The organism is Sphingomonas sp. Marseille-Q8236 (assembly GCF_965112005.1).
Genome location: NZ_CBCOPO010000001.1, coordinates 2,192,165 through 2,216,530 on the forward strand (window position 1 = coordinate 2,192,165; position 24,366 = coordinate 2,216,530).

At 66.1% G+C, this 24,366-nt stretch carries 19 protein-coding genes and 1 tRNA gene; 8 read left to right on the plus strand and 12 right to left on the minus strand.

Annotated features, from left to right (window positions below; all coding sequences use genetic code 11):
• Positions 1–17: 17 nt before the first annotated feature.
• The 3 genes from lon to ACWPWT_RS10565 all read left to right on the plus strand — a co-directional run bounded on the left by lon (position 18) and on the right by ACWPWT_RS10565 (position 3,066).
• Complete coding sequence (gene lon, locus ACWPWT_RS10555; protein WP_454279592.1) at positions 18–2,447, plus strand: endopeptidase La; 2,430 nt, start codon at positions 18–20, stop codon at positions 2,445–2,447.
• Positions 2,448–2,657: 210 nt separating this feature from the next.
• Positions 2,658–2,930: an HU family DNA-binding protein gene (locus ACWPWT_RS10560; RefSeq protein ID WP_261270988.1), complete on the plus strand. Its 273-nt coding sequence runs from the start codon at positions 2,658–2,660 to the stop codon at positions 2,928–2,930.
• 61 nt (positions 2,931–2,991) lie between these two features.
• Positions 2,992–3,066 (plus strand) — tRNA-Val (locus tag ACWPWT_RS10565).
• Positions 3,067–3,573: 507 nt separating this feature from the next.
• Here ACWPWT_RS10565 and ACWPWT_RS10570 read toward each other — a convergent pair.
• The 9 genes from ACWPWT_RS10570 to ACWPWT_RS10610 form a co-directional block, all read right to left on the minus strand.
• Positions 3,574–4,611 carry a c-type cytochrome gene (locus tag ACWPWT_RS10570; RefSeq protein ID WP_454279593.1) on the minus strand — a complete coding sequence of 346 codons (1,038 nt, stop codon included), beginning with the start codon at positions 4,609–4,611 and terminating at the stop codon, positions 3,574–3,576.
• Positions 4,608–5,186 (minus strand): cytochrome c oxidase assembly protein, encoded by a 579-nt coding sequence (locus ACWPWT_RS10575; RefSeq protein ID WP_454279594.1) that lies wholly within the window; start codon positions 5,184–5,186, stop codon positions 4,608–4,610. Before ACWPWT_RS10575 ends, ACWPWT_RS10570 begins: the two co-directional genes overlap by 4 nt.
• The gene (locus ACWPWT_RS10580; RefSeq protein WP_261270992.1) at positions 5,183–5,560 is read right to left on the minus strand and encodes a hypothetical protein; all 378 of its coding nucleotides are present in this window, start codon (positions 5,558–5,560) and stop codon (positions 5,183–5,185) included. Before ACWPWT_RS10580 ends, ACWPWT_RS10575 begins: the two co-directional genes overlap by 4 nt.
• Positions 5,557–8,067, minus strand: coding sequence for a cytochrome c oxidase subunit I (gene ctaD / locus ACWPWT_RS10585; RefSeq protein WP_261270993.1), 2,511 nt, complete (start codon positions 8,065–8,067; stop codon positions 5,557–5,559). The genes ACWPWT_RS10580 and ctaD overlap by 4 nt, the downstream gene beginning before the upstream one ends.
• Positions 8,064–9,032: a cytochrome c oxidase subunit II gene (gene coxB / locus ACWPWT_RS10590; RefSeq protein WP_454279595.1), complete on the minus strand. Its 969-nt coding sequence runs from the start codon at positions 9,030–9,032 to the stop codon at positions 8,064–8,066. The genes ctaD and coxB overlap by 4 nt, the downstream gene beginning before the upstream one ends.
• A 72-nt stretch (positions 9,033–9,104) precedes the next feature.
• Positions 9,105–9,617, minus strand: coding sequence for a TspO/MBR family protein (locus ACWPWT_RS10595; RefSeq protein WP_454279596.1), 513 nt, complete (start codon positions 9,615–9,617; stop codon positions 9,105–9,107).
• Between the two features lie 39 nt (positions 9,618–9,656).
• Complete coding sequence (locus tag ACWPWT_RS10600) at positions 9,657–11,093, minus strand: PepSY-associated TM helix domain-containing protein (RefSeq protein ID WP_454279597.1); 1,437 nt, start codon at positions 11,091–11,093, stop codon at positions 9,657–9,659.
• 11 nt (positions 11,094–11,104) lie between these two features.
• Positions 11,105–13,318, minus strand: coding sequence for a TonB-dependent receptor (locus ACWPWT_RS10605; protein WP_261270809.1), 2,214 nt, complete (start codon positions 13,316–13,318; stop codon positions 11,105–11,107).
• Between the two features lie 33 nt (positions 13,319–13,351).
• The gene (locus ACWPWT_RS10610) at positions 13,352–13,810 is read right to left on the minus strand and encodes a hypothetical protein (protein ID WP_454279598.1); all 459 of its coding nucleotides are present in this window, start codon (positions 13,808–13,810) and stop codon (positions 13,352–13,354) included.
• Positions 13,811–13,979: 169 nt separating this feature from the next.
• On the opposite strand from ACWPWT_RS10610, the gene ACWPWT_RS10615 reads away from it, so the two are divergent.
• The 4 genes from ACWPWT_RS10615 to ACWPWT_RS10630 all read left to right on the plus strand — a co-directional run bounded on the left by ACWPWT_RS10615 (position 13,980) and on the right by ACWPWT_RS10630 (position 18,085).
• A complete protein-coding gene (locus tag ACWPWT_RS10615; RefSeq protein ID WP_454279599.1) occupies positions 13,980–14,252 on the plus strand; it encodes a hypothetical protein in 273 nt (90 codons plus the stop codon).
• A gap of 72 nt (positions 14,253–14,324) precedes the next feature.
• A complete protein-coding gene (locus tag ACWPWT_RS10620) occupies positions 14,325–16,568 on the plus strand; it encodes a PAS domain-containing protein (protein ID WP_454279600.1) in 2,244 nt (747 codons plus the stop codon).
• A 69-nt stretch (positions 16,569–16,637) separates the two neighbouring features.
• On the plus strand, positions 16,638–17,351 hold the full coding sequence (locus ACWPWT_RS10625) for a hypothetical protein (RefSeq protein WP_454279601.1): 714 nt from the start codon (positions 16,638–16,640) through the stop codon (positions 17,349–17,351).
• A gap of 29 nt (positions 17,352–17,380) precedes the next feature.
• On the plus strand, positions 17,381–18,085 hold the full coding sequence (locus tag ACWPWT_RS10630; protein WP_454279602.1) for an HAD family hydrolase: 705 nt from the start codon (positions 17,381–17,383) through the stop codon (positions 18,083–18,085).
• Here ACWPWT_RS10630 and ACWPWT_RS10635 read toward each other — a convergent pair.
• Positions 18,082–19,026, minus strand: coding sequence for a cell wall hydrolase (locus ACWPWT_RS10635; protein WP_454279603.1), 945 nt, complete (start codon positions 19,024–19,026; stop codon positions 18,082–18,084). The two genes, ACWPWT_RS10630 and ACWPWT_RS10635, sit on opposite strands and share 4 nt — an antisense overlap.
• Positions 19,027–19,141: 115 nt before the next feature.
• Positions 19,142–21,565, minus strand: coding sequence for a TonB-dependent receptor (locus ACWPWT_RS10640; RefSeq protein WP_454279604.1), 2,424 nt, complete (start codon positions 21,563–21,565; stop codon positions 19,142–19,144).
• A gap of 178 nt (positions 21,566–21,743) precedes the next feature.
• On the opposite strand from ACWPWT_RS10640, the gene ACWPWT_RS10645 reads away from it, so the two are divergent.
• A complete protein-coding gene (locus tag ACWPWT_RS10645) occupies positions 21,744–23,414 on the plus strand; it encodes an alkaline phosphatase D family protein (protein ID WP_454279605.1) in 1,671 nt (556 codons plus the stop codon).
• Positions 23,415–23,437: 23 nt separating this feature from the next.
• Here the strand turns inward: ACWPWT_RS10645 and ACWPWT_RS10650 are convergent, their stop codons facing one another.
• Positions 23,438–24,190: an AcvB/VirJ family lysyl-phosphatidylglycerol hydrolase gene (locus ACWPWT_RS10650; RefSeq protein WP_454279606.1), complete on the minus strand. Its 753-nt coding sequence runs from the start codon at positions 24,188–24,190 to the stop codon at positions 23,438–23,440.
• Between the last annotated feature and the right edge of the window lie 176 nt (positions 24,191–24,366).

The window sequence follows — 24,366 nt, forward strand, 5'->3', positions numbered from 1 at the left end:
GGCCGACCGGAGTTTGCATGAACCAGTCCTATCCCGTCCTTCCGCTGCGTGACATCGTCGTCTTCCCGCACATGATCGTGCCCCTGTTCGTCGGCCGCGACAAATCGGTCGCGGCGCTGGAAGCGGCCATGGCGGCGGACAAGGAGATTTTCCTGGTCGCCCAGCTCGACCCCGCCGAAGACGACCCCTCGCGCGAGGATCTTTACGAGATCGGCGTCACCGCCACCGTTCTTCAACTGCTCAAGCTGCCCGACGGCACGGTTCGCGTGCTGGTCGAGGGCAAGACGCGCGGGCGTCTCGACCAGCTCGATGAATCGGGTGCCTTCCTGACCGCGACGATCGACGCGGCCCAGGTCGAGGGCGATGACGACGCGCTCGAAGAGCAGGATCACGACGTCAAGGCGCAGATCGCCGCGCTGATGCGCTCGGTGGTCGATCAGTTCGAGAATTACGCCAAGCTCAACCGCAAGCTGCCCGCCGAGACGGCGGTGCAGCTGGCGGAGATCGAGGATGCCTCGCAACTGGCCGATGCGGTCGCCGCGAACATCTCGGTCAAGGTCGCGGACAAGCAGGCGCTTTTGGTGGAAACCGATCCGGCCAAGCGGCTGGAGATGGCGTACGCCCTGATGGAGGGCGAACTCGGCGTTCTGCAGGTCGAGAAGAAGATCAAGAGCCGCGTCAAGCGCCAGATGGAGAAGACGCAGCGCGAATATTATCTCAACGAACAGCTCAAGGCGATCCAGCGCGAGCTGGGCAATGAGAGCGAGGACGGCGACGGCGACGAGATCGCCGAGCTGACCCAGAAGATCGCGACGCTCAAGCTGTCCAAGGAAGCGCGGACCAAGGCGACCGCCGAGCTGAAGAAGCTGAAGACCATGGCGCCGATGAGCGCCGAGGCGACCGTCGTGCGCAACTATCTCGACGTTCTGCTGGGCTTGCCCTGGGGCAAGAAGTCCAAGGTCAAGAAGGACATCGCGGCGGCGCAGGCGATCCTCGACCAGGATCATTATGCGCTGGAGAAGGTGAAGGACCGGATCGTCGAATATCTCGGCGTGCAGGCGCGCACCAATAAGCTGAAGGGGCCGATCCTGTGCCTCGTCGGCCCGCCGGGCGTCGGCAAGACCTCGCTGGGCCAGTCGATCGCCAAGGCGTGCGGGCGCGAGTTCATCCGCCAGTCGCTGGGCGGCGTGCGCGACGAGGCCGAGATTCGCGGCCACCGCCGGACGTACATTGGCTCACTGCCGGGCAAGATCGTGACGAACTTGAAAAAGGCCGGCACGTCCAACCCGCTTTTCCTGCTCGACGAGATCGACAAGCTGGGCCAGGACTTCCGCGGCGACCCCGCCTCGGCGCTGCTCGAGGTGCTCGACCCCGAACAGAACGCCAAGTTCAACGATCACTATCTGGAGATCGACATCGATCTGTCGGACGTGATGTTCGTGTGCACCGCAAACACGCTGAACCTGCCGCAGCCTTTGCTCGACCGCATGGAGATCATCCGTCTGGAGGGTTATACCGAGGACGAGAAGGTCGAGATCGCCGAGCGCCATCTGGTTGCCAAGCAGGTCGAGAGCCATGGCCTGAAGGACGGCGAGTTCACGCTGACCCAGGAAGGGCTGCGGGCGCTCATCCAACGCTACACCCGCGAGGCGGGCGTGCGCACGCTGGAGCGTGAGATTGCGCGTCTCGCCCGCAAGGCGCTGCGCCAGATCCTGGAGGGCAAGGCGACGTCGGTGTCGATCACGCCTGAGAACCTCCACGAGTTCGCGGGCGTGCAGAAGTATCGCCACGGCCTGTCCGAACAGGAGGACCAGATCGGTGCGGTCACGGGCCTCGCCTGGACCGAGGTGGGCGGCGAGCTGCTGACCATCGAATCGGTGACCGTGCCGGGCAAGGGGCAGGTGAAGACTACCGGCAAGCTGGGCGACGTGATGAAGGAATCGGTCCAGGCCGCCTTCAGCTTCGTCCAGGCGCGCAGCCCCAGCTTCGGGATCAAGCCGTCGTTGTTCCACCGCAAGGACATCCATATCCACCTGCCCGAGGGCGCGGTGCCCAAGGATGGTCCGTCGGCAGGTATCGGCCTAGTGACCTCGATCGTCTCGACGCTGACCGGGATTGCGGTGCGCAAGGATGTCGCGATGACCGGGGAGGTCACGCTGCGCGGTCGCGTGCTGCCGATCGGCGGCCTGAAGGAAAAGCTGCTCGCGGCGTTGCGGGGCGGGATCACCACTGTCCTCATCCCGCAGGAGAATGAGAAGGATCTGGCGGATATTCCCGCCAATATCCGCGAGGGGTTGAAGATCGTGCCGGTTTCCCATGTCGACGAGGTGCTTCGCCTCGCCCTGGTGGGGCCGCTGGAGGCGATCGACTGGACGGATGCGGACGAACTTGCCGCACTGCCGCCCGCCGCCATCCCGGCGGTCGCAGGGGGCGAACGCCACCATTGATCATCGCAAGGGCAGGGCCATTCGCCGAAAGGCGGGTGGCTCTGTTCGCTTTTGTCACGCCATTGTCGCGGATCGACGCTTAGGCGAACGTCCGCGCCGCCTGCGACAACAGTTTGACAGCCGGCACAACAACGGCATTATTGATCCTTTAAGGTTTGAGCGGCAACCGAGTCCGCCTGACTAATCATTGAGATCATAGGGGGTTATGGAATGAACAAGCAGGAGCTGATCGCTACCGTCGCCGATTCCTCGGGCCTCGCGCGCGGTGATGCGATCAAGGCGGTCGATGCCGTATTCGAATCGATCACCGCCGCGCTCAAAAAGGGTGACGAAGTCCGCCTGGTAGGATTCGGCACCTTTTCGGTTTCCAAGCGCAAGGCCTCGACCGGGCGTAACCCGCGCACCGGCGAGCCGATGACCATCAAGGCGTCGTCGCAGCCCAAGTTCAAGCCGGGCAAGCTCTTGAAGGACTCGGTCAACTAATCCGGATTTTTTGGGCTGGACAGGCGGCGGATCGCCGCCTAAAGGCCCGTCTCCCGGTTACGGGCGCGTAGCTCAGCGGTAGAGCACACCCTTCACACGGGTGGGGTCACAGGTTCAATCCCTGTCGCGCCCACCATTCTTTCCCCAAACCTCGCGGTCGGGAAAGAATGGCGGTCAGCCTGAACGGTCAGGCTTCTTCTTCATTCTGGCGGCTATTCGGTAAGATGCGGCAGTGCACTGCCGAATTTCCGACCATTTGCCTTGCCTTTGGCGGCCTCTCCCTATGCTGACCGTCAAACGGGACTGTCGTCATGCGGCAGGGGCATCGCACCTTCTGTCCCGATCATCCGGCCTTTGCTATTGCCATGGCGTTCCAGCCGATCATGGATGGCGAGACCGAACGGCCCATCGCCCATCAGGCGCTGGTGCGGGGCGGCAAGGGCGACGGCGCACGCGACTCCTTGCGCGGATCAGCCCAAAGGACCGCTATAATTTCGACCTGCGATGCCGCGTCGCCGCGATCGAGGGCGCCGTGGCCGCGGGGCGGTTCGCATTCGATGCGCGGTTGTCGATCAATTTCTTTCGCGACACCGTCACTCGCAGCCTGCCCGGAGCCGGTTCTGGACGCCGTGTGGCGGCTGAATCAGCGGTCCGCCCCCATATCCCCCGCCAGATAGCGGGCGATGGGATCGATCATATCCTTCGGAATGCGCCGTGCGATGACGGGCATGGTCGCGTGGCTCTTGCGCGCGTCGACGACATTCTTGTCACCCTGCCAATGGCGTAAGCGCTCGGCGATATAGCTGGCCCGCTGCCCCGCCAGGATGGGATAGGGCTTGCCGGGCGTGTGGCAGCTGACACAGGCGGGAAGCTGCTTGTCGGGCAGTCCGCGCTCGACGATCCGTGCCGCCGCCGAACTACCTGCCGGTTTCGCACCCAGCCCGGGCATCGCGGCAAAGCGGCGTGCCGCGGCCTCCATGGCGGCGGGCTCCATCCGCATCGCAACCTGCTGCATGACCGCGCTCGACCGTGTGCCGTTGGCATAGCCCTTCAGCGCGGCGAGCAGATATTCAGGGCTCTGGCCGCCCAGGATCGGAATGTCGGGCGCGCCGCGACCCCGGCCATCGGTGCCGTGACACCCGGTGCAATTGTCCGGATCCACGGCGGGAGAGGCTTCGGCGACCAGCGTGCGATACTGGGCAGGCGTCATGCCTGGCAGGCGACGGACGAACGCGACCATGCGGCGCACCTCGTCGGGACGATCCTGTACGGCCCAGGCGGGCATGCCGGTATATTTGACGCCGTGCTGGAGGATCCAGAAAAGTTGCTTGTCGCTCCATTCGCGCGCGTTGATCGCCAGGTCGGGCGCGGGCGGCGTGGCGGCTTGCATCACGGGGGCAGGTTTCTGCCCCGGCGCGCCGTGACAGACCGCGCAGCTATTGGCGAAATGGCCCGCCGCGCTGACCAGTCCGCTGGCGTCGGCGGGGTCCTTGGGCGCGGTGAGGGCGGCATGGGTGCGTACCGAGTTGCGCATCGCCCAGTGGAGGAACCAGTCGGTGATCGCCCAATGTCCGCTCGATGCGGCGAGGCTGATGACGCCCGACCAGGCGAGCGCCATGCCCAGCGCGGCCAGGCCTAGGATCGTCGCGATCACGCGTTTCCAGGTGATGCGGATCGTCATGCGCGCGCCTCCGGTCGGGATTGGAGCAGGCGGCCCAGCATCCCAAGCCCACCGCACAGATAGGCGATGCCGCCGACCAGCAGCATGACGACGCCCGCAATCGGCTGGTCCTGCATCGCGCCCGCGCCGTGATGGCTGTACAGCGGGCGGGGGGCGAGGCCGATCAGCGCACCCAGCAGGGTCATGTGCATCGATGTGACCAGCAGGGCGGCGATTCCGGCGGCGCGATGCTGCGGCGCGAGCACCGCCGACCACAGCAGCAGTCCGGCCGCCAGGAAGCTGGCCTGTTCGGCGATCAGCCATAAGGGGGCGTGATCCGCGAGCCGCCGCAGTGCCGGGACATGCCAACCCCAGACGATCACCGCCTCGACCAGGGCGGCGACCAGCGGCGTGGCAAGGCGCGGCCATCGGCGCGCTGGATCGAAGCGGCTGCCCTGTATCCCCAGCGCAAGAAGCGGAGCGGCTATCGCCACCGCGATCATATGCGCGACCATATGCCCGGTCATGCCCTGCCCGCTCAGCGTCCAGCCGAATGCGAGCAGGGCAAGGCCCGCGACCGGATAGACCCGTGTCATCGGCAATCGCTCAGCATCAGGACAGGCATGGCGGTGAACAGCACCGCGACGAAGCTCAGCCCCGCGAGGAGAAGGGTCGAATAGGCGATGAAGCGCAGCCGATCGACATCGGTGCCTTCGTTGTGCGGCGGCGGGTCGCCGGGAGTGCGCGACTGCTGCCACGCGATCACGCCCGAGGCGACGATCACGAGCAGGGCGATGACGGTGGCGATCGCGAACACCGTCGGGAACCGGGCCCATTCGCCGATCTTGGCGCAGGATATGGCGGCCCAAAGGTAGGACAGCAGGAAATGCGCCGCCCAGACGGTCGGGGGCACGATCAGCGTCCATAGGGTGACGCGCAGCCGATGCGCGCGTTTCAGCAGGCGCCTCACAGCCCCGTCTCCGGAAACAGGCCGATCGTCAGATAGGTGACGATGGCGGTCAATGCGAAGAAATGCGCATAGACGGTGATATTGCGAATGTCCGCGTCATGGGTCGGCGTCATCCGCCCCGCAAGGCTGCGGGCCAGCGTGTAAAGCTGCATGATCGCGGCGATCGCGGCATGGACGATGGTCCAGACGACCAGCACCCAGACGATGGCGGGGTAGACGTTCGCCTCCGGGTCCAGCCCTTCCAGGCAGGCGAGCCCGGCGAACAGGCTGGCGATCGCCATGGTCGCCCCGACGATCAGCAGCGCGCGGGCGATCAGGATCCCGCCACGATGATGGACCTCGCGCGCCGCCAGCGTCGCGGCCCAACTCGCCAGCGACAGGGCGAGCGCGAAGAGCGGGCCGCTACTGCCCGGCCCGTCGAACCCGGCACCGAAATCGGGATGGATCGTCCAATAGAAGTAATAGCCGAAGACGAGGCCGGAAAAGGCGGTGGCATCCGCCATCATGGTGATGAACATCGCCCACCATCCCGGTGCGGCGGGCCCGGAGATGTAAAGGGGCATGCGCATCCCGTGGCCGATCGGCTTTTCGGGCTTTTCGGGGATTTCGGCGGTGTCCCACAGCCACCAGAGGATGCAGGCCAGCGTCACCACGCCAAACAACGCCGAGACCAGATACAGATGATAGGTGGTCAGGATGAAGACGCCGCCTAAGGCCACGGCGGTCATCATCGGCTTGACGCTGGGCGTGCCCAGTCGGATGACCGACACGGGCTTGGCATCGAGGACCGAGGTGATGATCGTCTCGCGCCGGCCTTCTTCGGCATCGGGCAGGAAGAAGCGCCCCTCATCGACCTTGGCGACGAAATTCTTCTGGTCCCAGATCGGATAGCGGCTTTCGACCAGCGGGACCGATCGAATGCCCCAATCCTCGTCATCGGGGTGGGCCAGCCATTCGAGCGTCCCGGCATTCCAGGGATTGCGCGGCGCCTTGGCGCGGGTGGGGGACAAGGCCAGGTCGACGACCAGAACCGCCACCCCCGCCGCGAACAGATAGGAACCAGCGGTCGAGGCGAGATTGAGCCAGCCGATGCCGAGTTCCTCGGGATAGGTGAAGACGCGGCGCGGCATGCCTTCCAGACCCGACAAATGCATAGGGAAGAAGGTGAGGTTGACCCCAACGAACATGATCCAGAAGGCGGTGCGTCCCATCCGGTCGGACAATTTCTTGCCGGTGATTAGCGGCCAATAATAATAAAGCCCGCCGAACAGGGGCAGCAGCGTGCCGCCGATCAGCACGTAATGCAGGTGCGCGACGATGAAATAGGTGTCGTGCGCCTGCCAGTCGAACGGTGCGACCGCGACCATCACCCCGGTCAGACCACCGATGACGAAGATGGCGAGGCTTCCCGACGCATAGAGCAAGGGCGTCGACCACTTCACCTTGCCCGCCCAGAGGGTGGCGATGAAGGCGAATATCTGTACGCCGGTCGGGATGGCGACGGCTTCGGAGGCGGCGGAGAAGAAGGCCAGGCTGATCTTCGGCAGGCCGGTCGCGAACATGTGGTGGACCCACAGGCCGAACGACAGAAAGGCGGTGCCGACCGCCGCCAGCACGATCCACGGATAGCCCAGCAGATGCCGCTGCGCGAAGGTCGGGATCAGCATCGCGAACAGCGCGATGGAGGGCAGGAAGACGATATAGACTTCGGGATGGCCGAAGATCCAGAACAGGTGCTGCCAGAGCAGCGGATCGCCTCCGCGTGCGGCGTCGAAGAAGGGCCAGTTGAGCAGCCGCTCCATCTCGAACAACAGATCGCCCGCGATCAACGGCGGGAAGGCGAACAGGATCATCACCGCCACGACCAGGATATACCAGGCATAAAGCGGCATCAGGTTGAGTCGCATCCCCGGCGGGCGACACTTGAGCACACCGACGATCAACTCGACGGCGGCGGCGACCGACGACACTTCGATGAAGGACAGGCCCAGCATCCAGATGTCTGCACCCAGTCCCGACAGATCGGTGCGGGTGGTCAGCGGAGGATACATGAACCAGCCGCCATCGGGCGCGGCGTTGAAGAAGATCGATCCGCCGACGAAGACGCCGCCGAGCAGGAAGCTCCAATAGCCGAACGCCGACAGACGCGGGAAGGGCAGGTCGCGCGCGCCCAGAAGCTGGGGCAGGAGGATGATCGACACCGCCTCGAACATCGGCACGGCGAACAGGAACATCATCATCGAGCCGTGCAGCGTGAACAGCTGGTTGAAGGTGTTCGCCGAGACCAGATCATTGTCCGGCACCGCCAGCTGCGTGCGCATGATCAACGCCAATATCCCTGCGAACAGCATGAAGCCGAACGCGGTCAGCGTGTACCACACACCGACCCGGTTGTTGTTGACGTCGGTCCAGCGGAGGAACAGCCCGCTGGGCGGCTTCCATACGGCGCGAAGGCGTTCTTCCTGCGCGGCGCGAAGCTGGGGATCGTCCTGGGCGTGGAGGCTCATTTCAGGCCCTGCAGATAGCGGGCGAGGGCCACGGCCTCGTCATCCGACAATTGGGGAAAGGAGGGCATGCGGACGCCCGGCTTGGCCTTTTCGGGATGGCGAATGAAGGCGACGACATTGGCCTCCGTCATCGGCAGGATGCCCGCCGCCAGCGTCCGGCGCGATCCGAAATGGGTCAGGTCGGGGCCGATCCGGCTGGGCGGGGTCATCCCGGCAATGGCATGGCACCCGGCGCAGCCATTTTCCGCGAACAGCCGCGCCCCGGCCGAAGCGTCGGTGCGGGCGGGCAGGGCCTGTTGCGCCAGCCAGGCGTCGAAGGCGGCGGGCGGCATGGCGATGACGTCGAACGCCATCAGCGCATGGGAAAGACCGCAAAACTCCGCGCACTGCCCGCGATAGCGACCGGGCTTTTCAGCGCGGACGACCAAGCTGTTGGTGCGGCCGGGGATCATGTCCATCTTGCCCGCCAGCCCCGGAATCCAGAAACTGTGCACCACATCGCCTGCGCTCAGCGCGAAGGCGACGGTCCGGCCGGTGGGGATGCGAATTTCGTTGGCGCCTAGAACGGGTGGGCGTCCCGGCGGGCGATAGGTGACGCGCCACCAGAATTGCTCGCCATCGACCGCGATCTTCAGGTCGGCGGGCGCGACCGGGCGGGGGCGCATATAGGGCAGCGAATAGGCAAGCAGCGCCAGCAACAGGATTGCCGGAATGACCCCGCCCAGCCACAGGACGACGCGCATGCCCTTTTCATGTCCGATCACACCTTCGGGCGAGCGCACCGCATGGCGCATCAGCAACGCAACCGTTCCCGCGATCACCACCGCGCCGACCAGCATGACGACGAAAAGATGACGAATATCGGCTGCGTCCGCCCCGAATGGGGCCAAGGTCGACTGATGCGTGTTGCACCCCGCCAACAAAGCGGCCGTCCCGACTATGATGGCGATGCTGATCCCCCGCATGGCCACCAAACGTTTTCCTAGCGAAATGGTTCATGTTGGCGTCATCTTAAATTCATGTTGAGCGGGGGCGCCCTATTCCGCGTCGTTGCGCCGCCACACCTCCCCGGCGAGGATCGTCGCGAACCCCAGCCAGGCGGCCAGTGGCAGGACGCTGACGGCGGCGGGGCGATCGACTTTCCATGCGGTCGCTGCCAAGGCGGCGGTGCCGACCGTCATGGCCCCCGCTGCCGCCGTGCTGGCGCCGGTCCGCCGTTCGCGAAAGAACAGCTCGGTCCACCCCCCGATCATCGCGCTATTGCCCAGCCACAAGGCGATCGCCGCATCGCGTCGCGGCGACGATGGCTGGCGAAGCAGGCGATAACCGCCGACTGCGGCTAGACTTTCCAGCACCGGCCAGACCGCCCCGAACAGCCTGTCCGGCGGCGTGAAGCCCGGCTTGTCCAGCCGCTTGTACCAATGCCGGATGCGCGGGTGCGACGGATCGGGCGCGTTGCGCCGTCCGACCAGGGCGCTGACACCCAATAAGGCCACGGCGACGCCGCCCGCCATCCATGGTGAAAGTCCCGTTTTCGTCCTGTCGTTCATCGCGGTTCCTCTCGATTGCGACGGGATAACGGTTCGGCTTCACCCCTGTTCAGTGGTCGCGCGATTTGACGGGGGCGGTTGCCTCCAGAAATCGGCCACCAGACGATCGATCGCCGCGATGACCAGCAGCGACGCGCCGAACAATGGCAGGACCACGCCCGCCACGACCAGCGACGCGAGCAGTCCGCCCACCCGCGCGCCCGACAGTGGCGGTGGAGCGCCCACGCGACCGGCCGGGCGCCGTTTCCACCACATGGCGACGCCACTGATCACCAATATCCAGATGGCGAGGCACGGGATCAGCATCAGCCATTGGTTCGCCCGCCCGAAATAATTGCCCATGTGAAGCTGCACCCCCGATTCCACCGCGCGACCGACCAGGCCATATTGGGCGTAGCGGACTTGGGGCCCGATCGGCTTCAGGCTGTAGCGATCGACATAGAGGGTGCGCTGTCCGGCGGGGCGGTCGGGATAGGTGAAGACGGTATAGACCCCGGTCGGGCCGCTAGGTAGGAACAGGCGATAGCTGCCCGACCAACCCTGCGCCGTCAGCAATTTCGCCACCCGGTCGGTGCCCGCGATCACCGCCGGATCGCGGGTCGCGCCCGGCGCGGCGGGACGGTGTTCGGCGTGCTCGCCCGGCATGTTGGGCATTGCGGGTAGGGCGGGCATGGCGGAATGCGGCATCGGCGCATCCTCCAAAGTCCATGGCGCATCGCCCAACATGGCCTTCATCGGCTGGCTGTGCGGCGCGTTATACTGGCGGAAGGACGGGGGATAGCCGATCCCCATCGCCGCGCTTGCCCGGTGAAGTAGCGGGCCCGACACGCCTGCCCAGGGCAGGCCGGTGACGATCAGGAATCCGATCAGCGCGACGGTCCACACGCCCACCGGCCCATGGAGATCGCGCCAGAAGCGTCGCCCCCGTCCCGACCAGTGCGGCCACAGCGTCCCCGCGGCCCGAAAGCCGCGGCGCGGCCACCATAGGATCGCCCCCGTCACCAGCAGGACCAGCGCCCAACTGACCGCCAGTTCGACCAGTCGCTCGCCCGCAACGCCCATCAGCATCGACCGGTGCATGGCATCCGCCCAGCCGACCAGCGTTCGGTCATAGACCACGCTGCCCAGCACGCGCGCCGTTCCGGGATCGACCGCGACGCGGCGCGGTTCGCCGCTATCGGGTGTCACGAACACCACCGCCGATCGATCGGCCGTCGCCGGCATGTCGACCCGCGACGCGGTCCCCGGATAGGCGTGGAGGGCCGCGCGGATCATTCGCGACAACGGCACATTCTCGCGATGCGGCGCGACGAAGCGGAGTTGCGGGTAAAGCGCATCGTTCAACTCGTCGTTGAACAGATAAATCGCGCCCGTCGCGCTGAGCATCAGCAGGATCGGCGCGACCAGCAGCCCGGCCCAGAAATGCCAGCGCCAGATGGTCCGGTGAAAGGCCGCGCGGTGCAAGCCTCGCGTCATGGCGTTCCCCTTCATAGCCGGGCCGCCAGCGCGATTTCGAAGGATCGCGACGCGCCGATATAGATGTTGGTCGTCGGATAACCCGAATATTCGCCATAAAAACGGTTGGTCAGGTTCCGTCCGCGCAATCTCAGCGTCATTGCCTTGGCGATCGGCAGCGACAGGCTGGCGTCGAGCAGCATGCGCCCCGCGACATGGATGCTGTTGGCGGTGTCGGTGTAGAAACCCCCGGTCTGGCGTAGCGTGCCGCCCAGCGTCACGCCCGGAGTGATCGTGTAGGACGCAGCGGCATAGAGCGTCGTGTCCGGGATGTTGATCGGGCGGTTGCCGCTGCGATCCAGCCTTATGCCGCCAATCGTCTCGGCCAGCGCGTCGTAGCGCGCGTCGGTATAGGATGCCCCGACCGACAGGCTCAACGGCGGCAAGAGGGTGATCTGTCCCGACACTTCCGCGCCGCGCGACGATTGCCGCCCGCCCTGGACGCTGAGCGAGGGGTTTATGGGGTCGCGGGTCACTATGTCGGATTGCCGGATGTGATAGATTGCGCCCGTGACGCTGGCCCGGCCGGCCCAGCCCTCAGCCTTGAACCCCGCCTCGATTGCGCGACCATGGGTCAGGCGAAAGCGGCTATTGGCGATCGAGGCGAGCAGGATCGACGATACCGGCGAAACGGCGGTGGTATATTGCGCATAGACGGTCAGGCCGGGTGTCACCGCCCAACTGCTGCCAATGCGCCAGGATAGGGGATCGAAGCGCGGGGCGTTGCGATCGGTCGCGCCGCCAAGATTCTGGATCGCCGTCCGGTTGAGTGCGATATGGTCCCAGCGCAGGCCACCGACCAGCAGCCATTTGCCGGTGAGGTTGACCGCGTCCTCGGCAAAGACCGCGCTCTGCTTCAGGCGCGACAGGAAGGTGACGTTGCCGCTGGTGAACACCGCCGCAGAGGTGGGAATGGCGATGACGCCGGGATGGCGGACATCGACATCGGGCAGGGTGCCCGCCGGCGCCTGCTGGCGCAGGCTGGTAAAGTCGGTGTCGTTATATTCGACGCCCAGGGTGAAGCGGTGGCGCAGACGCGCGATGCGCCCGTCGCGTCCGACAGCCCCCCGCACATTCCAGAAGCGGTGATCGTGGCGGAAATCCTGATAGCTTTGACGGATGCTGCCGTTCGGGAAACGCGCATCAGGTGCGACGAAGCTCTGCGTATCGGCCAGCAGAAAGGCGCGGTCGGCGGTATAACCGGTCAGGTCGAGCGCGAAGGTCCAGCCATCGCCCATCGCCCAGTCCAGCCGCGATCGGATCGTCGTCTCGTCCGCACCCGACCAGGCCCCGCGCGGATTATAGTTGTTCCGCCGCAGGGCGCGATCGGCGACCAGCCCGTTCGCGGTCCGCACCGCATCGCTGGGGTCCAGTGCATAGCGCGCGGGGATCAGCGGCAGGCCCTGATAGGTCGAGTCGTAGCGATCCTCGAAATGATCGACCGCGATCAGCAACGACAGGCGGTCGCTGGGCCGGTACAGGGCACTGGCGGTCAGCCCGGCGGAGAAACTGGCATTGCGCTCGACATCGTAGAGGCTGTCGGATCGCTGATAGCTGGCGTCGGCGCGGACCGAGACGGTGGACGCAACGGGCAGATTGACACCGGCCGCCGCGAAGACGGTGCCGAAGCTGCCCCCCGATAGCAGCATGTCCAGATGCCGCTCGCCCGGCACGGGCTTGCGGGTCACCTTGTTGATGACGCCGGCCAGCGCGCCCTCGCCATAGAGGACGGAGGCGGGGCCCTTGAGTATCTCGATCCGGTCGTAATGCCAGATATTGGCATCGCGCTGCGCCACCGTGGAGGCGGCGAGGCGCACTCCGTCCTGCAGGATCGAGACGGTGTTGCCCGCAAAGCCGCGCATCGACACGACGGCGGGGTTGCCCGGCACATTGCCCGACATCGCGCCGACCACCTGGTCGAACGCTTCGCGCGCGGTGCGGACGCCGCGCTGTTGCAGATCCTGCTGCGTCAGCAGTTCGACGGTGGCGGGGGTCTCCCGGATCGTCAGCGGCAGGCGGCTGGCAGCGGCGACCGGGGCGTCCGATTGCCGCTTGGCGGTGACCACGACCGTGGGGGGCGCGGGCACGGATTGCTGGCCGGACGCGACGGCGTCCGGCATCATAAGGGGTAGGAACATCGACAGGCTTTCGACCGGTCCGCCACGCATATGGCGGACGAGGATCATGGAGGCGCCGCAAACGGCACCGGATGAAACGGGTCAGGAAAGCGCTGGCGGTCCCCGAAGCGGGGGACGAAGATAGGGTGCGTCCACCGGGCGTGGCACGATGCGCACGACCAGACCCAGGGCCATGACGAAGGCGATGAGCAGCGCCAACTGGATCGGATCGATCGCCGCCAGCATCGGCGTGGCGAGCCCGGCAAAGGCGCAGGGCATGTCGCGGCCATGTCCGCCATCCGAATGACCCGCCGGATGGTCGGAGCGGTCGTGCATCGTCATGGCATGGCCCGCCATCGCCATTCCCGATCCCTGCCCCTCGTGCGGAGCAGGGGGCGGTGCGGGCAGCGGCCCGGCACCGGGGCACAGGATCACCGTGATCCGTCCCTCGACCGATCCGACCATATATCCCATCGGCATCATGAGCTTGAGCAGCAGCGTCGCCGTGCAGAGCAGCACGGCCAGATGGCGTTGCGCGAGGAGGCTGCGAATCGCCGTCACGTTTCCGCGCTAGACAAGGGGGCCAGGCTTGTCACTTGGACAGATCGGCACAGCGGATGAACCATGCTATCCTCGATCAGGATGATCGGTAATTTTCGTGCTAGCCGGGCTGTGTTTTTCCTATCGCAACGATTGGCGCTTAGTAGCGCTTTACATCATGTATCGGACGATGACGGACTCCCCCGCATTTGCTTTTCTGAATGGCGTTTCCGGGCAGGTGGTCGACGAGATCATCGGCTTCGACTGGTCGGCGACTTCGCTGGGCGGGCCCGAGCAATGGCCGATCGCTCTGCGGTGCCAGTTGGCGACGATGCTGGCCTGTCCGGCGCCCATGTATATGGTCTGGGGACCCGAGCTGGTGTCCTTCTACAACGACGCCTATCGCCCGATACTGGGCTATCGGGCGGCGACCGCGATGGGCATGCCGTTCCGCATTCTTTAGGGCAGCATCTGGAATGAGATCGGGCCGCTGGTCGATCAGGCGCTGTCCGGCGGCGTCGCACGGGTCACCGATATGCGGCTGGACCTGGCGCGGCATGGCGAACCCGAGGAAAGCTACTGGACCTTCTCCTACTCGCCGGTCTTCGACGATTACGGCGCGGTGGCGGGCATGATCTGCGTCACCGGGGAGACGACCGCGCGCGTCCTCGCCGAACGACGCCAGCATGAGGCGGACGAGCGACTGGCCCTTGCGCTCAGTTCGGGTGCGCATGTCGGCATGTGGGACTGGGACGTGGTCAACGACTCGGTACGGTCCGATCGTCGGTTCGCGGCGATGTATGGCGTCAATCCGGCGGCGGCCGAGGTCGGGATGCCGATTGCCGAGTTCTTCCGGAATATCCATCCCGACGATCGCGCCCGCGTCCAGGCGGAGATCGACGCCGTCATGGCCGGAAAGGGCGAGGGCGAGGAGGCATGGCGTTTCGCCTCCGAATATCGGCTGGTCCAGTCCGACGGGTCGATCCACTGGGTATCCGCCCGCGGGCGCTGCATCCTCGATGAAACGGGGCGTTGCGTGCGCTTTCCGGGGGTCAGCTTCGACATCACCGACCGGGTGCGCATCGAGCATCAATTGCGCGAAAGCGAGGCCCGCGCGCGGCAGAATGCCGAACGGGTGCAACTAGCGCTGGGGGCGGGGGCGATCATCGGCACCTGGCTCTGGGATCTGCCCACCGACCGTTTTACCGTGGACGAGCCCTTTGCGCGCAGTTTCGGGTTGGACCCGGCCCTGGGCCATGACGGCCTCAGCCTCGCCCAGGTGGTGGAGACGGTTCACCCCGACGACCAGGCGGGCCTGGCCGAGGCGATCAAGGAGGCCATCGCGCGGGGCGGCCCCTATGCGCATCAATATCGCGTTCGTCGGCACGACGGCAGCTATCACTGGCTGGAGGCCAATGGTCGGGTCGATCACGCGCCCGACGGCACGCCGTTGCACTTTCCAGGTGTGCTGATCGACGTCAGCCGTCGCCTGGCGCTGGAGGCCGAGCGCGACCACGCCATCGCCGAACTGCGCGCCCTGACCAGCCAGCTGGAACAGCGTGTGGCGGAGCGCACCGCCGAACTGATGCGCGCCGAAGAGGCGTTGCGCCAGTTGCAGAAGATGGAGGCAGTGGGCCAACTGACCGGCGGGCTGGCGCATGACTTCAACAATCTGCTCGCGGGCATTTCGGGCTCGCTGGAACTCATGGCGCTGCGGCTGTCACAAGGGCGGATGGCGGATATCGACCGCTATATGGACTCGGCGCAGGGCGCGACGCGGCGCGCGGCGGCGCTGACCCACCGGCTGCTCGCCTTTTCGCGGCGGCAGACGCTGGCGCCGCGACCGACCGATATCGGCGCGCTGGTCGCCGGAATGACCGACCTGATCCGTCGGACCGTGGGCCCGGCGATTACGGTCGAGACGGAGGGGGCGGACGATCTGTGGACCGTCCTGATCGATGCGCCGCAGCTGGAGAATGCGCTGCTCAACCTGTGCATCAATGCGCGCGATGCCATGCCGGAGGGCGGGCGCATCGCGATCGAGATGGTGAACCGGCGGCTGGACGGCGACAATGCGCGGTTCGGTGACATACCCGATGGCGAGTATCTGGCGCTGTGCGTCACCGATACCGGGATCGGCATGACCCCGGAGGTGATCGAAAAGGCGTTCGACCCCTTCTTCACCACCAAGCCATTGGGGCAGGGGACGGGACTCGGCCTCAGCATGATCTATGGCTTTGCCAAGCAATCGGGCGGCCAGGTCCGTATCCAGTCGACACCGGGGGAGGGCACCACCGTGTTCCTCTATCTGCCGCGCCATGATGGCCCGGCGGAGCCGGTCGAAGAGGGTTCGACCGGTATTCCCGATGGCCCCGCCGGTTCGGGTGAGACGGTGCTGGTGGTCGATGACGAGTCGACGGTGCGCCTGCTGATCGTCGATGTGCTGCGCGACATGGGCTATCGGGTGATCGAGGCGGCGGACAGCGCCCAGGGCATGGCCATTTTGCGGTCGTCGGTGCGCATCGATCTGCTGGTCACCGATGTCGGTCTGCCCGGCGGAATGAACGGGCGGCAACTGGCCGAGGCGGCGCGCGAGTTGCGACATGAATTGAATGTCATGTTCATAACGGGCTATGCCGAAAGCGCGGTGTTGAACAGCGGCCATTTGTCGCCGGGGATGCAGTTGCTGACCAAGCCGTTCACCGTGGACGCGCTGGTCACGGGGATACAGGCCGCCATGGGCGCGACCGCGCGCCGGTACGAACCGCACGTTCCCTGATCCCCTAGCGTCCCCGGCTTCGGGTCATGTGCGGCACCGCATGACGATGACGACCGGGAGTTCGACGCTATGATGACCAGCCGCTTGGCCCTTTTGCTGTTGGGCGGGGGCCTGTTCGCCGCCATGAGCCCCGCTGCGGCCCAGAGCGGGCCCGAAATCCCGGAACCGATGGTGTTCGACATGATCCGCCCGCTAACCGCGAAGGCGGGCGAGGTCGAGGTGAACGCCCTGGCGCAGCGCGATCTGACGGGGCCGCGCGGGGAACTGGAATGGGCGCCCGAGGTCGAATGGGCGGTGGCCGATGGCCTTGCCGTCGAATTGGAACTGCCGCTGATCGACGCGCGCATCGTCCAGTATAAGATGGGTTTGCAGGGAAAGCTGGGCACGATCCGGGGCGGGCGCGGGGTGCACGGCGTCCAGTATCTGGGATTGCACGACCGCGAAAGCGGGGGATGGACCTCCACCCTGCTCTGGCTGCTCGGCAACCGTTTTGGCGAGCGGTGGAGCACGATGACGATGGTGGGTGTCGGTGACGTGACATTGCGCGAAGGCAATGAGACCGGGATGATCGTCAACCATTCGACCTTTTACGACGTGAATCCCGACACCGTGCTGGGACTGGAACTCAACCGGCAGAATGGCGAGGGGGCCTATTGGCTGCTGATGCCTCAGCTCCACCGCGCGGTCGGCAAGCTGGGTGTTCAAGGTGGGGCCGGCGTGGAAAAGGCGCGGGGCGAGCGGTTCCGCCCACGCCTGGGATTGCGAATCATCCGCGAACTGTGATGGGACGGCCGCGAACCGGGAGACAGGATATGGCCGTGGAACTGATCTGCCTCGATGCGGACGATACGCTATGGCACAATATGCGTCACTTCGCGGAGACGGAGGAGGCGCTGGTCGGCCTGCTCGCCCCCTTTGCCGAGGCACGGGTGGCGCGGGCGACGTTGGAATCGTGCGAGGCGCGCAACCTGCGGCTTTATGGCTATGGCGCCAAGGGCTTTACCCTGTCGATGATCGAGACGGCGGTGGAGCTGGCCGGGCCGACCCTGCCCACCGAACTGATATCGCGTCTTCTGGAGGCGGGGCGGCAGTTGCTGGCACACCCGGTCGAACTGCTCGACGGGATCGCGGAGACCATGGCCGCGCTGGCCCAGCGCGGGCGGCTGGTGCTGGTGACCAAGGGCGACCTGCTGCATCAGGAGGCCAAGCTGGCCGCATCGGGGCTGGGCGCGCATTTCGTCGATGTGGCGATCGTCAGCGACAAGACCCCAGACACCTTCCGCCGGATCTTCGACCGCCACGGCGTCGCGCCGGAGCGGGCGGTGATGGCGGGGGATTCGATGCGCTCCGACATATTGCCCGCATTGGAGGCCGGGGCCTGGGCCGCCTATATCCCGCAACCATTGGCATGGAGCCATGAGGCAGGCCGGGTGCCCACCGATCACCCACGCTTCCGCCAGTTGGAGCGGCTGGGCGATTTGCCGGACTGGATCGACGCGATCGGCCGAACGGCTTAGCCCGGATCGCTTTCCGCGCCCACGACGACGCCGTGCTCCACGCCCGGCCCGTCATGGGCAAAACCGTTGCGGTGGACGCGGACGCCCGCCGTCGTGACCGGGACGCTCGCCGCCACCGCCGCGACGGGGGGCGTGGGCGTGGTCGAAACCGCGGGATCGCCACCATTCTGTTCGCCGCGATGGATGACGACGCCGGCCATCGTCTCCACGCCGGCGACCGGCGCGTCGGCCAGCATGGCGGGGGCGGGGGCCGGGATGCTCGGCTCCACCCCGGCATATTGCTGGCGGAAGGACAGGTCGCGTTCCAGCGCGCCCTTCCAGCGATAGAAGATATGGCTGCCGATCGCGCCGATCCGGTTCAGGCTGGGCGCCCACCAGGGCAGCACGTAATTGGCGTGATAGAAGGTCGCGGCCCCGACGGGCGCATAGACCATGCCCGCCAGCGCGGCCTGCGCGATGGCGGCGGCGCGCGCCCAGGCGGTGGGCTCGCGCGGGTGGAGCATCGATCCGTCGCAGGTGAAGCTGAACTGGCATCCCGTCGAGCGTTCCGACCCCTGATAGACGACGCCGCAGATGCTCTTGGGAAAGGCGCGGTCGCGTACCCGGTTCAGTACGACCTGCGCGACGGCGCGTTGGCCGTCGATCGGTTCGGAGCGGGCTTCGTAATAGATGGCGGCGGTCAGGCACTCGGCGGCGCGTGCGGCATCCTGCGCGGAGCGGGCGACCCCGGAAAAGGCAGGCGCGGCGGCCATTTCGATCGGGGTGTTGCCACTGATCGTCTCGGGCAGGTCGCTGTCGGGCACGTCGAGCGCAAGCTGCCGCAGCAGGGTCTTGGCAGTCGGCGGCGGAACGTCCAGCGTCAGGTGAGCGGGCGGGTGCCGCGTGGGGGTGCACGACGTCGCGATCGCCAGCGTCGCGACCAACATCAACCAGCGCAGCACGTTCGCCCTATCCCAACCCGTTGCCCCATGACGGCGCTGTACCGGGTGGGGGTTAGGAAGCGGTTAAGTCACCGGAAACGGACGCATCCGGATGGACGCGCCCGTTCGCCCGGCATCAGAATCGCGCACCCAGTTCGATGCCGTAGAAGCGCGGCTCCCCGGCGATATAGGTCGGTGCGCTGAACGTGCCGCCGGTATTGCCCGCGTCGATCAGATAGCGCTTGTTGGTCAGGTTGCGGGCAAAGCCGCCGATATGGAAACGGCTGTCCGCGCCGAATTCCAGCCCGGCGCGCAGATTGACCAGCGTATAGCCGCCCTGCGAGATCGCCTCGCGATTGGGCAGTTCGAAATAGACTTTCGAGCGATAGGTCGCGCTGGGCGTCGCATAGAAAGTTGCTGAGGAGCCGACCGGCACCCGTAGGGTCGCGCCGCCCGACGCCGTCGTGTCGGGTTGCAGGCGGAATCGATTGCCCGCGAACACGCCATTGGCCGGATCGTTCGCGATGCCGCCATCGATATAGGCGAAGCTGCCGAACAGGCTCAGCCAGCGATGCACCGCCCAGTTCGCCTCTACTTCCACGCCGATATTGTTCGCCGACCCCGCGCTGCGCGTCACCGTCCGACCATTTTCGAACGCGGTGACCTGAAAGCCCTTATAGCTTTGATAGAAGACCGACGCCGCGCCGCTGAACGCGCCGATCCGGCCCTTGATGCCGCCCTCGTAATTCCAGACATCTTCCTGCGGCACGATCTGAAGCCGTGGGATCGCTCCCGAATTGGCGACAGTCAGCGGTACGATCCGCTGCGCGTCCAATTGTACGACCGGTGAGCGGCGGCCCTTGCTGATCGTCGCATAGACATTCACGTCACCGCCCAGCCGGTAAAGCGCATTGAAACGCGGCAGGATCGCGGCATAGCTACGCTGCGCCGTGAACAACTGCCCCTTGGTATTGGCGGCGCCCAGCAGGCTGGTGAACACGCCGGCGCCTGCCAGCAGGCGGCTGTCGGGCATCACGCTGCCATAGCTGGAACGCCGATCCTCGATCAGCACGCGCGCCCCTGCCGTCAGTTCCAGCGCGGGAACAGGAATCCAGGTCGTGTCGGCAAAGACCGAATAGGTGTTGTTGCGCCCGTAATTGGCGAAGCTGGCGCTGTAGGGCACGATTGTCGCGGTGCCGCGCGACAGGATCGCCGTCGCGCGCGTCGCCGGGATTGTGCCGTTGGCGGCGACGCAGGCGGTGCCGGTCGGCAGGCCGGCCGCGCCCAGCATCTGCCGAACCTGCGCAAAATCACTTGCGGTCGAACAGGCCAGATACGTCCCTTCCTCGGTGGAGAAGGGAACGCGCTGCTGCCCATTCTCGAAGAACGCGTTCCACCCGATCGAGGCGCGATAATGGTCGCCGTCGAATGCGAAGCGGCTTTCATGGCTCCACTGGTCGCCGCGCGCATCCTCGCCGAATTCGAGATACCAGGCGGGGCCGCCATCCGCGTCGAAGATTTCCAACGCATCGAACCGGCGATAGCCGTTGACGGTGGTGAAGCTGACGCCCGGCGCGACGTCGACCGCCAGGGTCAGGTTCGCGTCATAGACATTACGGGTCAGGCCCAGCTTGCGCCGCCCTAATATCTCGGCGGAATAGGGCGATCCCGACAGTTCGGCATAGCCATAGTCGCCGGTCTGTCCACCCGTCGGGGCGAAGACGCGGCTTTTGAAGGCGGTGCCGGGATTGCGCTGACCGTCATAGGTCAGGACGAGATCGGCGGTGACCGAGCCATTGGGGATCCAGCGCAGCGATCCACGCACCCCGCGTTGATCCTGCCCGTTCAGATCGTCCTGATCGACCCGCCCCTGATTCTGATTGGGCACATCGGGATCGCCCGCAATATTGCGGACATAGCCGTCGCGATATTTATAGGCGAAGGCGAGGCGAGCGGCGAGCGTCTCGTTGCCCGCGTTCAGATAGCCGGACAGCTGGGTCCGGTTGAAATTGCCATAGGAGGCGACTAGGCCGCCTTCGGTCCCTGCATGGGGGCGGGCGGAGATGATGCTGATCGCGCCGATCGCGGCGGCGGTGCCGAACAGGGTCGCCTGCGGGCCCTTCACCACCTCGATCCGCTCGATATCGTACAGGTCCTGATAGGCGCCGCGCGTCCGGCTGATGTCGATGCCGTTATAATAGAGCGTCACGCGCGCGCCCTGTTGCGCCGAGCCGGAGTCGGACGTGATGCCGCGAATGACGAAGCCGGGATTGTTCGCGCTCTGCTCCTGAATTTGCAGGCCCGGAATATATTGCGCCACTTCCGACAGCGAGTTGACGCCCAGATTGGCCATGCGCTCGCCGGAGACAGCGCTGACGGTGACCGGCACGTCCTCGATCCGCTGTTCCCGCTTCTGCGCGGTGACGATCACCTCGTTTGCGCCGTCGGCCTCGTCCTGCGGCTGGATCATCGCCTGCGCTTGCGCGGCGTGCGCGAAGGCGATCGGCGAAAGGCTCGTCAATAGCGCGGCCAGCGTCATGCGGCGCACGGTCGAAGTCATATCGGTCCCCGGTAATTACCCCTGTTGTGGGCCGCATAGACGAAACGGATTACCAGTTGGTGTCCCGCGGCTTGCGGATTTGTGACAATCGCGTTTCGATGTCGTCGAATCGTCATCCATCCGCCATCGCATTGTCGCCTGGGGTCATTAGCCGTGCGCGGCGAAAGGACCTTCGACGATGACGATGATGAACCGACGCCGCGCGATCACCCTGATGGGCAGTGGCGCAGCGCTCAGCCTGCCGGCCACGATCGCCGAGGCGGCCGAGCCGTTGGCGCGTTTCGACCATGGTGTCGCCAGCGGCGATCCTTCGGCGGACGGCGCCATTCTGTGGACCCGCGCGACCCCGGCGGAGGGGCAGGGGGGTGACGTGGCGCTGACCTGGCATGTCGCGCCCATGGATGCGAGCGAGGCGATCGGCCTGCGCACCGGGCGGGTGACGGCCCGCGCCGCGCGCGATTTTACCGCCAAGGTCGAGGTGACCGGGCTGCGCCCCGGCCGCGACTATCGCTATTGGTTCGAGACGGCCAAGGGGGAGCGCTCGCCCGAAGGCCGGTTCCGCACCCTGCCGCGCGGGCGCATCGAGGATGTGGTGCTTGCGGTGGTGTCGTGCCAACTTTATCCCGGCGGGCTGTACAATGCCTATGACGCGATCGCGCGGTCCGAGCGGCTGGACGCGGTGCTGCATCTGGGCGACTATATCTATGAATATGGCGCCGACGGCTATGGGGCGGAGACCGGGCGCAAGCTGAACCGCCTGCCGGAACCCGCCCACGAAATCCTGTCGCTCGCCGATTATCGCCAGCGTCATGCACAGGTGAAGCGCGATCCCGACATGCAGGCCGCGCATGCCCGCGCCGCCTTCATCTGCGTCTGGGACGATCACGAGGTCGCCAATGACGACTGGATCGGCGGCGCGGAAAACCATGATCCCGCGACCGAGGGAAACTGGGGGAAGCGCAAGGCGGCAGCGATGCAGGCCTATTTCGAATGGATGCCGATCCGCGACCCGCGCCCTGGCCAGCCCTGGGCGGCGATCAACCGCAGCTTCGACTTCGGCGATCTGGCGACGCTGGTGATGGTGGAGACGCGGCTGCTTGCCCGGTCGAAGCAGGTTCGGGCCAAGGGCGATGCGCCCGATCCGTCCGAATATGCCGCGATGATGGCCGAGCGGGCGCGGCCCGAACGCGAATTGCTGGGCGCCGGGCAGCTCGACTGGATCGAACGGACGCTGACCCGTTCGGTCAAGGCGGGCACGCCGTGGCAGGTGATCGGCAATCAGGTGGTGATGGCGCGGATCGACGGTCCCGACCTGGAAAAGCAGATGGGGGCGGAGGGCTATGCCAGGCTGACCGCGCGGCTGTCGGAGACGATGAAGACCCAGCTTGGCAAAGCCCAGGCCTCCTATCGTGCGGGCCTGCCGCTCAATTTCGATAGCTGGGACGGTTATCCGGCGGCGCGCGAGCGGCTATATGCCGCGTTCCAGCGGGCGGGCAGCCATCCGGTCGTCCTGTCGGGTGACAGCCATGCCGCCTGGGCCAACGACCTGTATGACGGAAGCGGAAAGCTGGTCGCGGCGGAGTTTGCGGGAACCTCGGTCACCAGCCCTTCCTGGGGCGACATCATGCCCGGCATCGGCCGGGAAATCGCCGCCGCCAATCCCAAGGTCGTCCGCTTCTGCGACCAGGAGGACAAGGGCTGGCTGCACCTGACCCTGACCCGCGACATGGCGACCGCGCGCTACATGACCGTCTCGACCGTGATGGCCAAGCCCTATGCGCCAGGGTGCGCCGCGATCTGGCGGACGCGATCTGGCGGGAATGCCCCGATCGAAAGCGTGACCGCCTGAGGGTCGCGCCAGCCCCTTTTCCGTCAGCGCATCGCCGCGGCGGAAAGGGGCTGGCCCGCAATGGCCGCCAGCACATGGGCGACCAGCGCGGGGTCGTCATGGTTCATATAATGGCCGCCGGGCATCGCGACGACATGGGCGTTGGGCAGTTTGAGCAGCGGGCACAGGCTGTCCGGCTCCTCGACACCATAGATGCAGGTGACCGGCAACCAGTCCAGCGTCCGTGCGGTGGTGATGCCCAGGCTGTCGGGCCGGCCCATATAGGCGAGACCCGAGGGATCGGACCGGAAATAGGCCGTCCGGCCCGGCACCACCAGGATCAGCGCCGACACCCGGGCGCGCAGATCGGCCGGCAGCCGTGCCAGCCCGGTCTGCAACATGTCCGCGCCATAGGACTGGCCAAGCAGCACCAGCCGACGCCCGTCCGCTTCCTGCGCGGCCTGGCGGATCAGGTCCGCGATCAGCGCATCGACCTGTTCGCGGGTCCGGCGCTGTCGAAACAGAACCGGCGAATTGACGCCCAGCACCGCGATCCCGTTCGCGCTCAATTGCCGCGCGACGGCCCCGCTCATGCCATAGCGAAGCCCCATATCGCCGGACAACGACAGGACCAGCACGGGCTGCACCCGGCCCGTCGCCGGATAGCGGGTAAATGGGTTCCGGTCGAAATAACTACCTGAATAGAGAAGGATAGATATGCCGCCCACGATCATGAGCAGGATCGCGGCAAGATAACGACCAGGGTATCGGCGAAGATGGGCCAGACGATCGGACATGCTCCGTCCTAATCCCGCCATCCGCCCGCTGTCATCAGCCGATCATGGTGTTGGCGAATGCGGTCATGAAAAATCTGTAATGTTACGATCACGCGCTCTATGCGCATGATCTGTCATCGGCGAACCGGTGAAGACATGGGTTGGCCGGCGGCGGCCGCCCTGTCGATGACCAGCCG

Coding starts and splice junctions, on each gene's coding strand:
- coxB (WP_454279595.1), bottom strand. CDS start 9,032: ATGCGGGGGATCAGCATCGCCATCATAGTCGGGACGGCCGCTTTGTTG.
- ACWPWT_RS10605 (WP_261270809.1), bottom strand. CDS start 13,318: ATGATCCTCGTCCGCCATATGCGTGGCGGACCGGTCGAAAGCCTGTCG.
- ACWPWT_RS10615 (WP_454279599.1), top strand. CDS start 13,980: ATGACGGACTCCCCCGCATTTGCTTTTCTGAATGGCGTTTCCGGGCAG.
- lon (WP_454279592.1), top strand. CDS start 18: ATGAACCAGTCCTATCCCGTCCTTCCGCTGCGTGACATCGTCGTCTTC.
- ACWPWT_RS10630 (WP_454279602.1), top strand. CDS start 17,381: ATGGCCGTGGAACTGATCTGCCTCGATGCGGACGATACGCTATGGCAC.
- ACWPWT_RS10640 (WP_454279604.1), bottom strand. CDS start 21,565: ATGACTTCGACCGTGCGCCGCATGACGCTGGCCGCGCTATTGACGAGC.
- ctaD (WP_261270993.1), bottom strand. CDS start 8,067: ATGAGCCTCCACGCCCAGGACGATCCCCAGCTTCGCGCCGCGCAGGAA.
- ACWPWT_RS10595 (WP_454279596.1), bottom strand. CDS start 9,617: ATGAACGACAGGACGAAAACGGGACTTTCACCATGGATGGCGGGCGGC.
- ACWPWT_RS10560 (WP_261270988.1), top strand. CDS start 2,658: ATGAACAAGCAGGAGCTGATCGCTACCGTCGCCGATTCCTCGGGCCTC.
- ACWPWT_RS10600 (WP_454279597.1), bottom strand. CDS start 11,093: ATGACGCGAGGCTTGCACCGCGCGGCCTTTCACCGGACCATCTGGCGC.
- ACWPWT_RS10650 (WP_454279606.1), bottom strand. CDS start 24,190: ATGTCCGATCGTCTGGCCCATCTTCGCCGATACCCTGGTCGTTATCTT.
- ACWPWT_RS10625 (WP_454279601.1), top strand. CDS start 16,638: ATGATGACCAGCCGCTTGGCCCTTTTGCTGTTGGGCGGGGGCCTGTTC.
- ACWPWT_RS10645 (WP_454279605.1), top strand. CDS start 21,744: ATGACGATGATGAACCGACGCCGCGCGATCACCCTGATGGGCAGTGGC.
- ACWPWT_RS10570 (WP_454279593.1), bottom strand. CDS start 4,611: ATGACGATCCGCATCACCTGGAAACGCGTGATCGCGACGATCCTAGGC.
- ACWPWT_RS10620 (WP_454279600.1), top strand. CDS start 14,325: ATGCGGCTGGACCTGGCGCGGCATGGCGAACCCGAGGAAAGCTACTGG.
- ACWPWT_RS10575 (WP_454279594.1), bottom strand. CDS start 5,186: ATGACACGGGTCTATCCGGTCGCGGGCCTTGCCCTGCTCGCATTCGGC.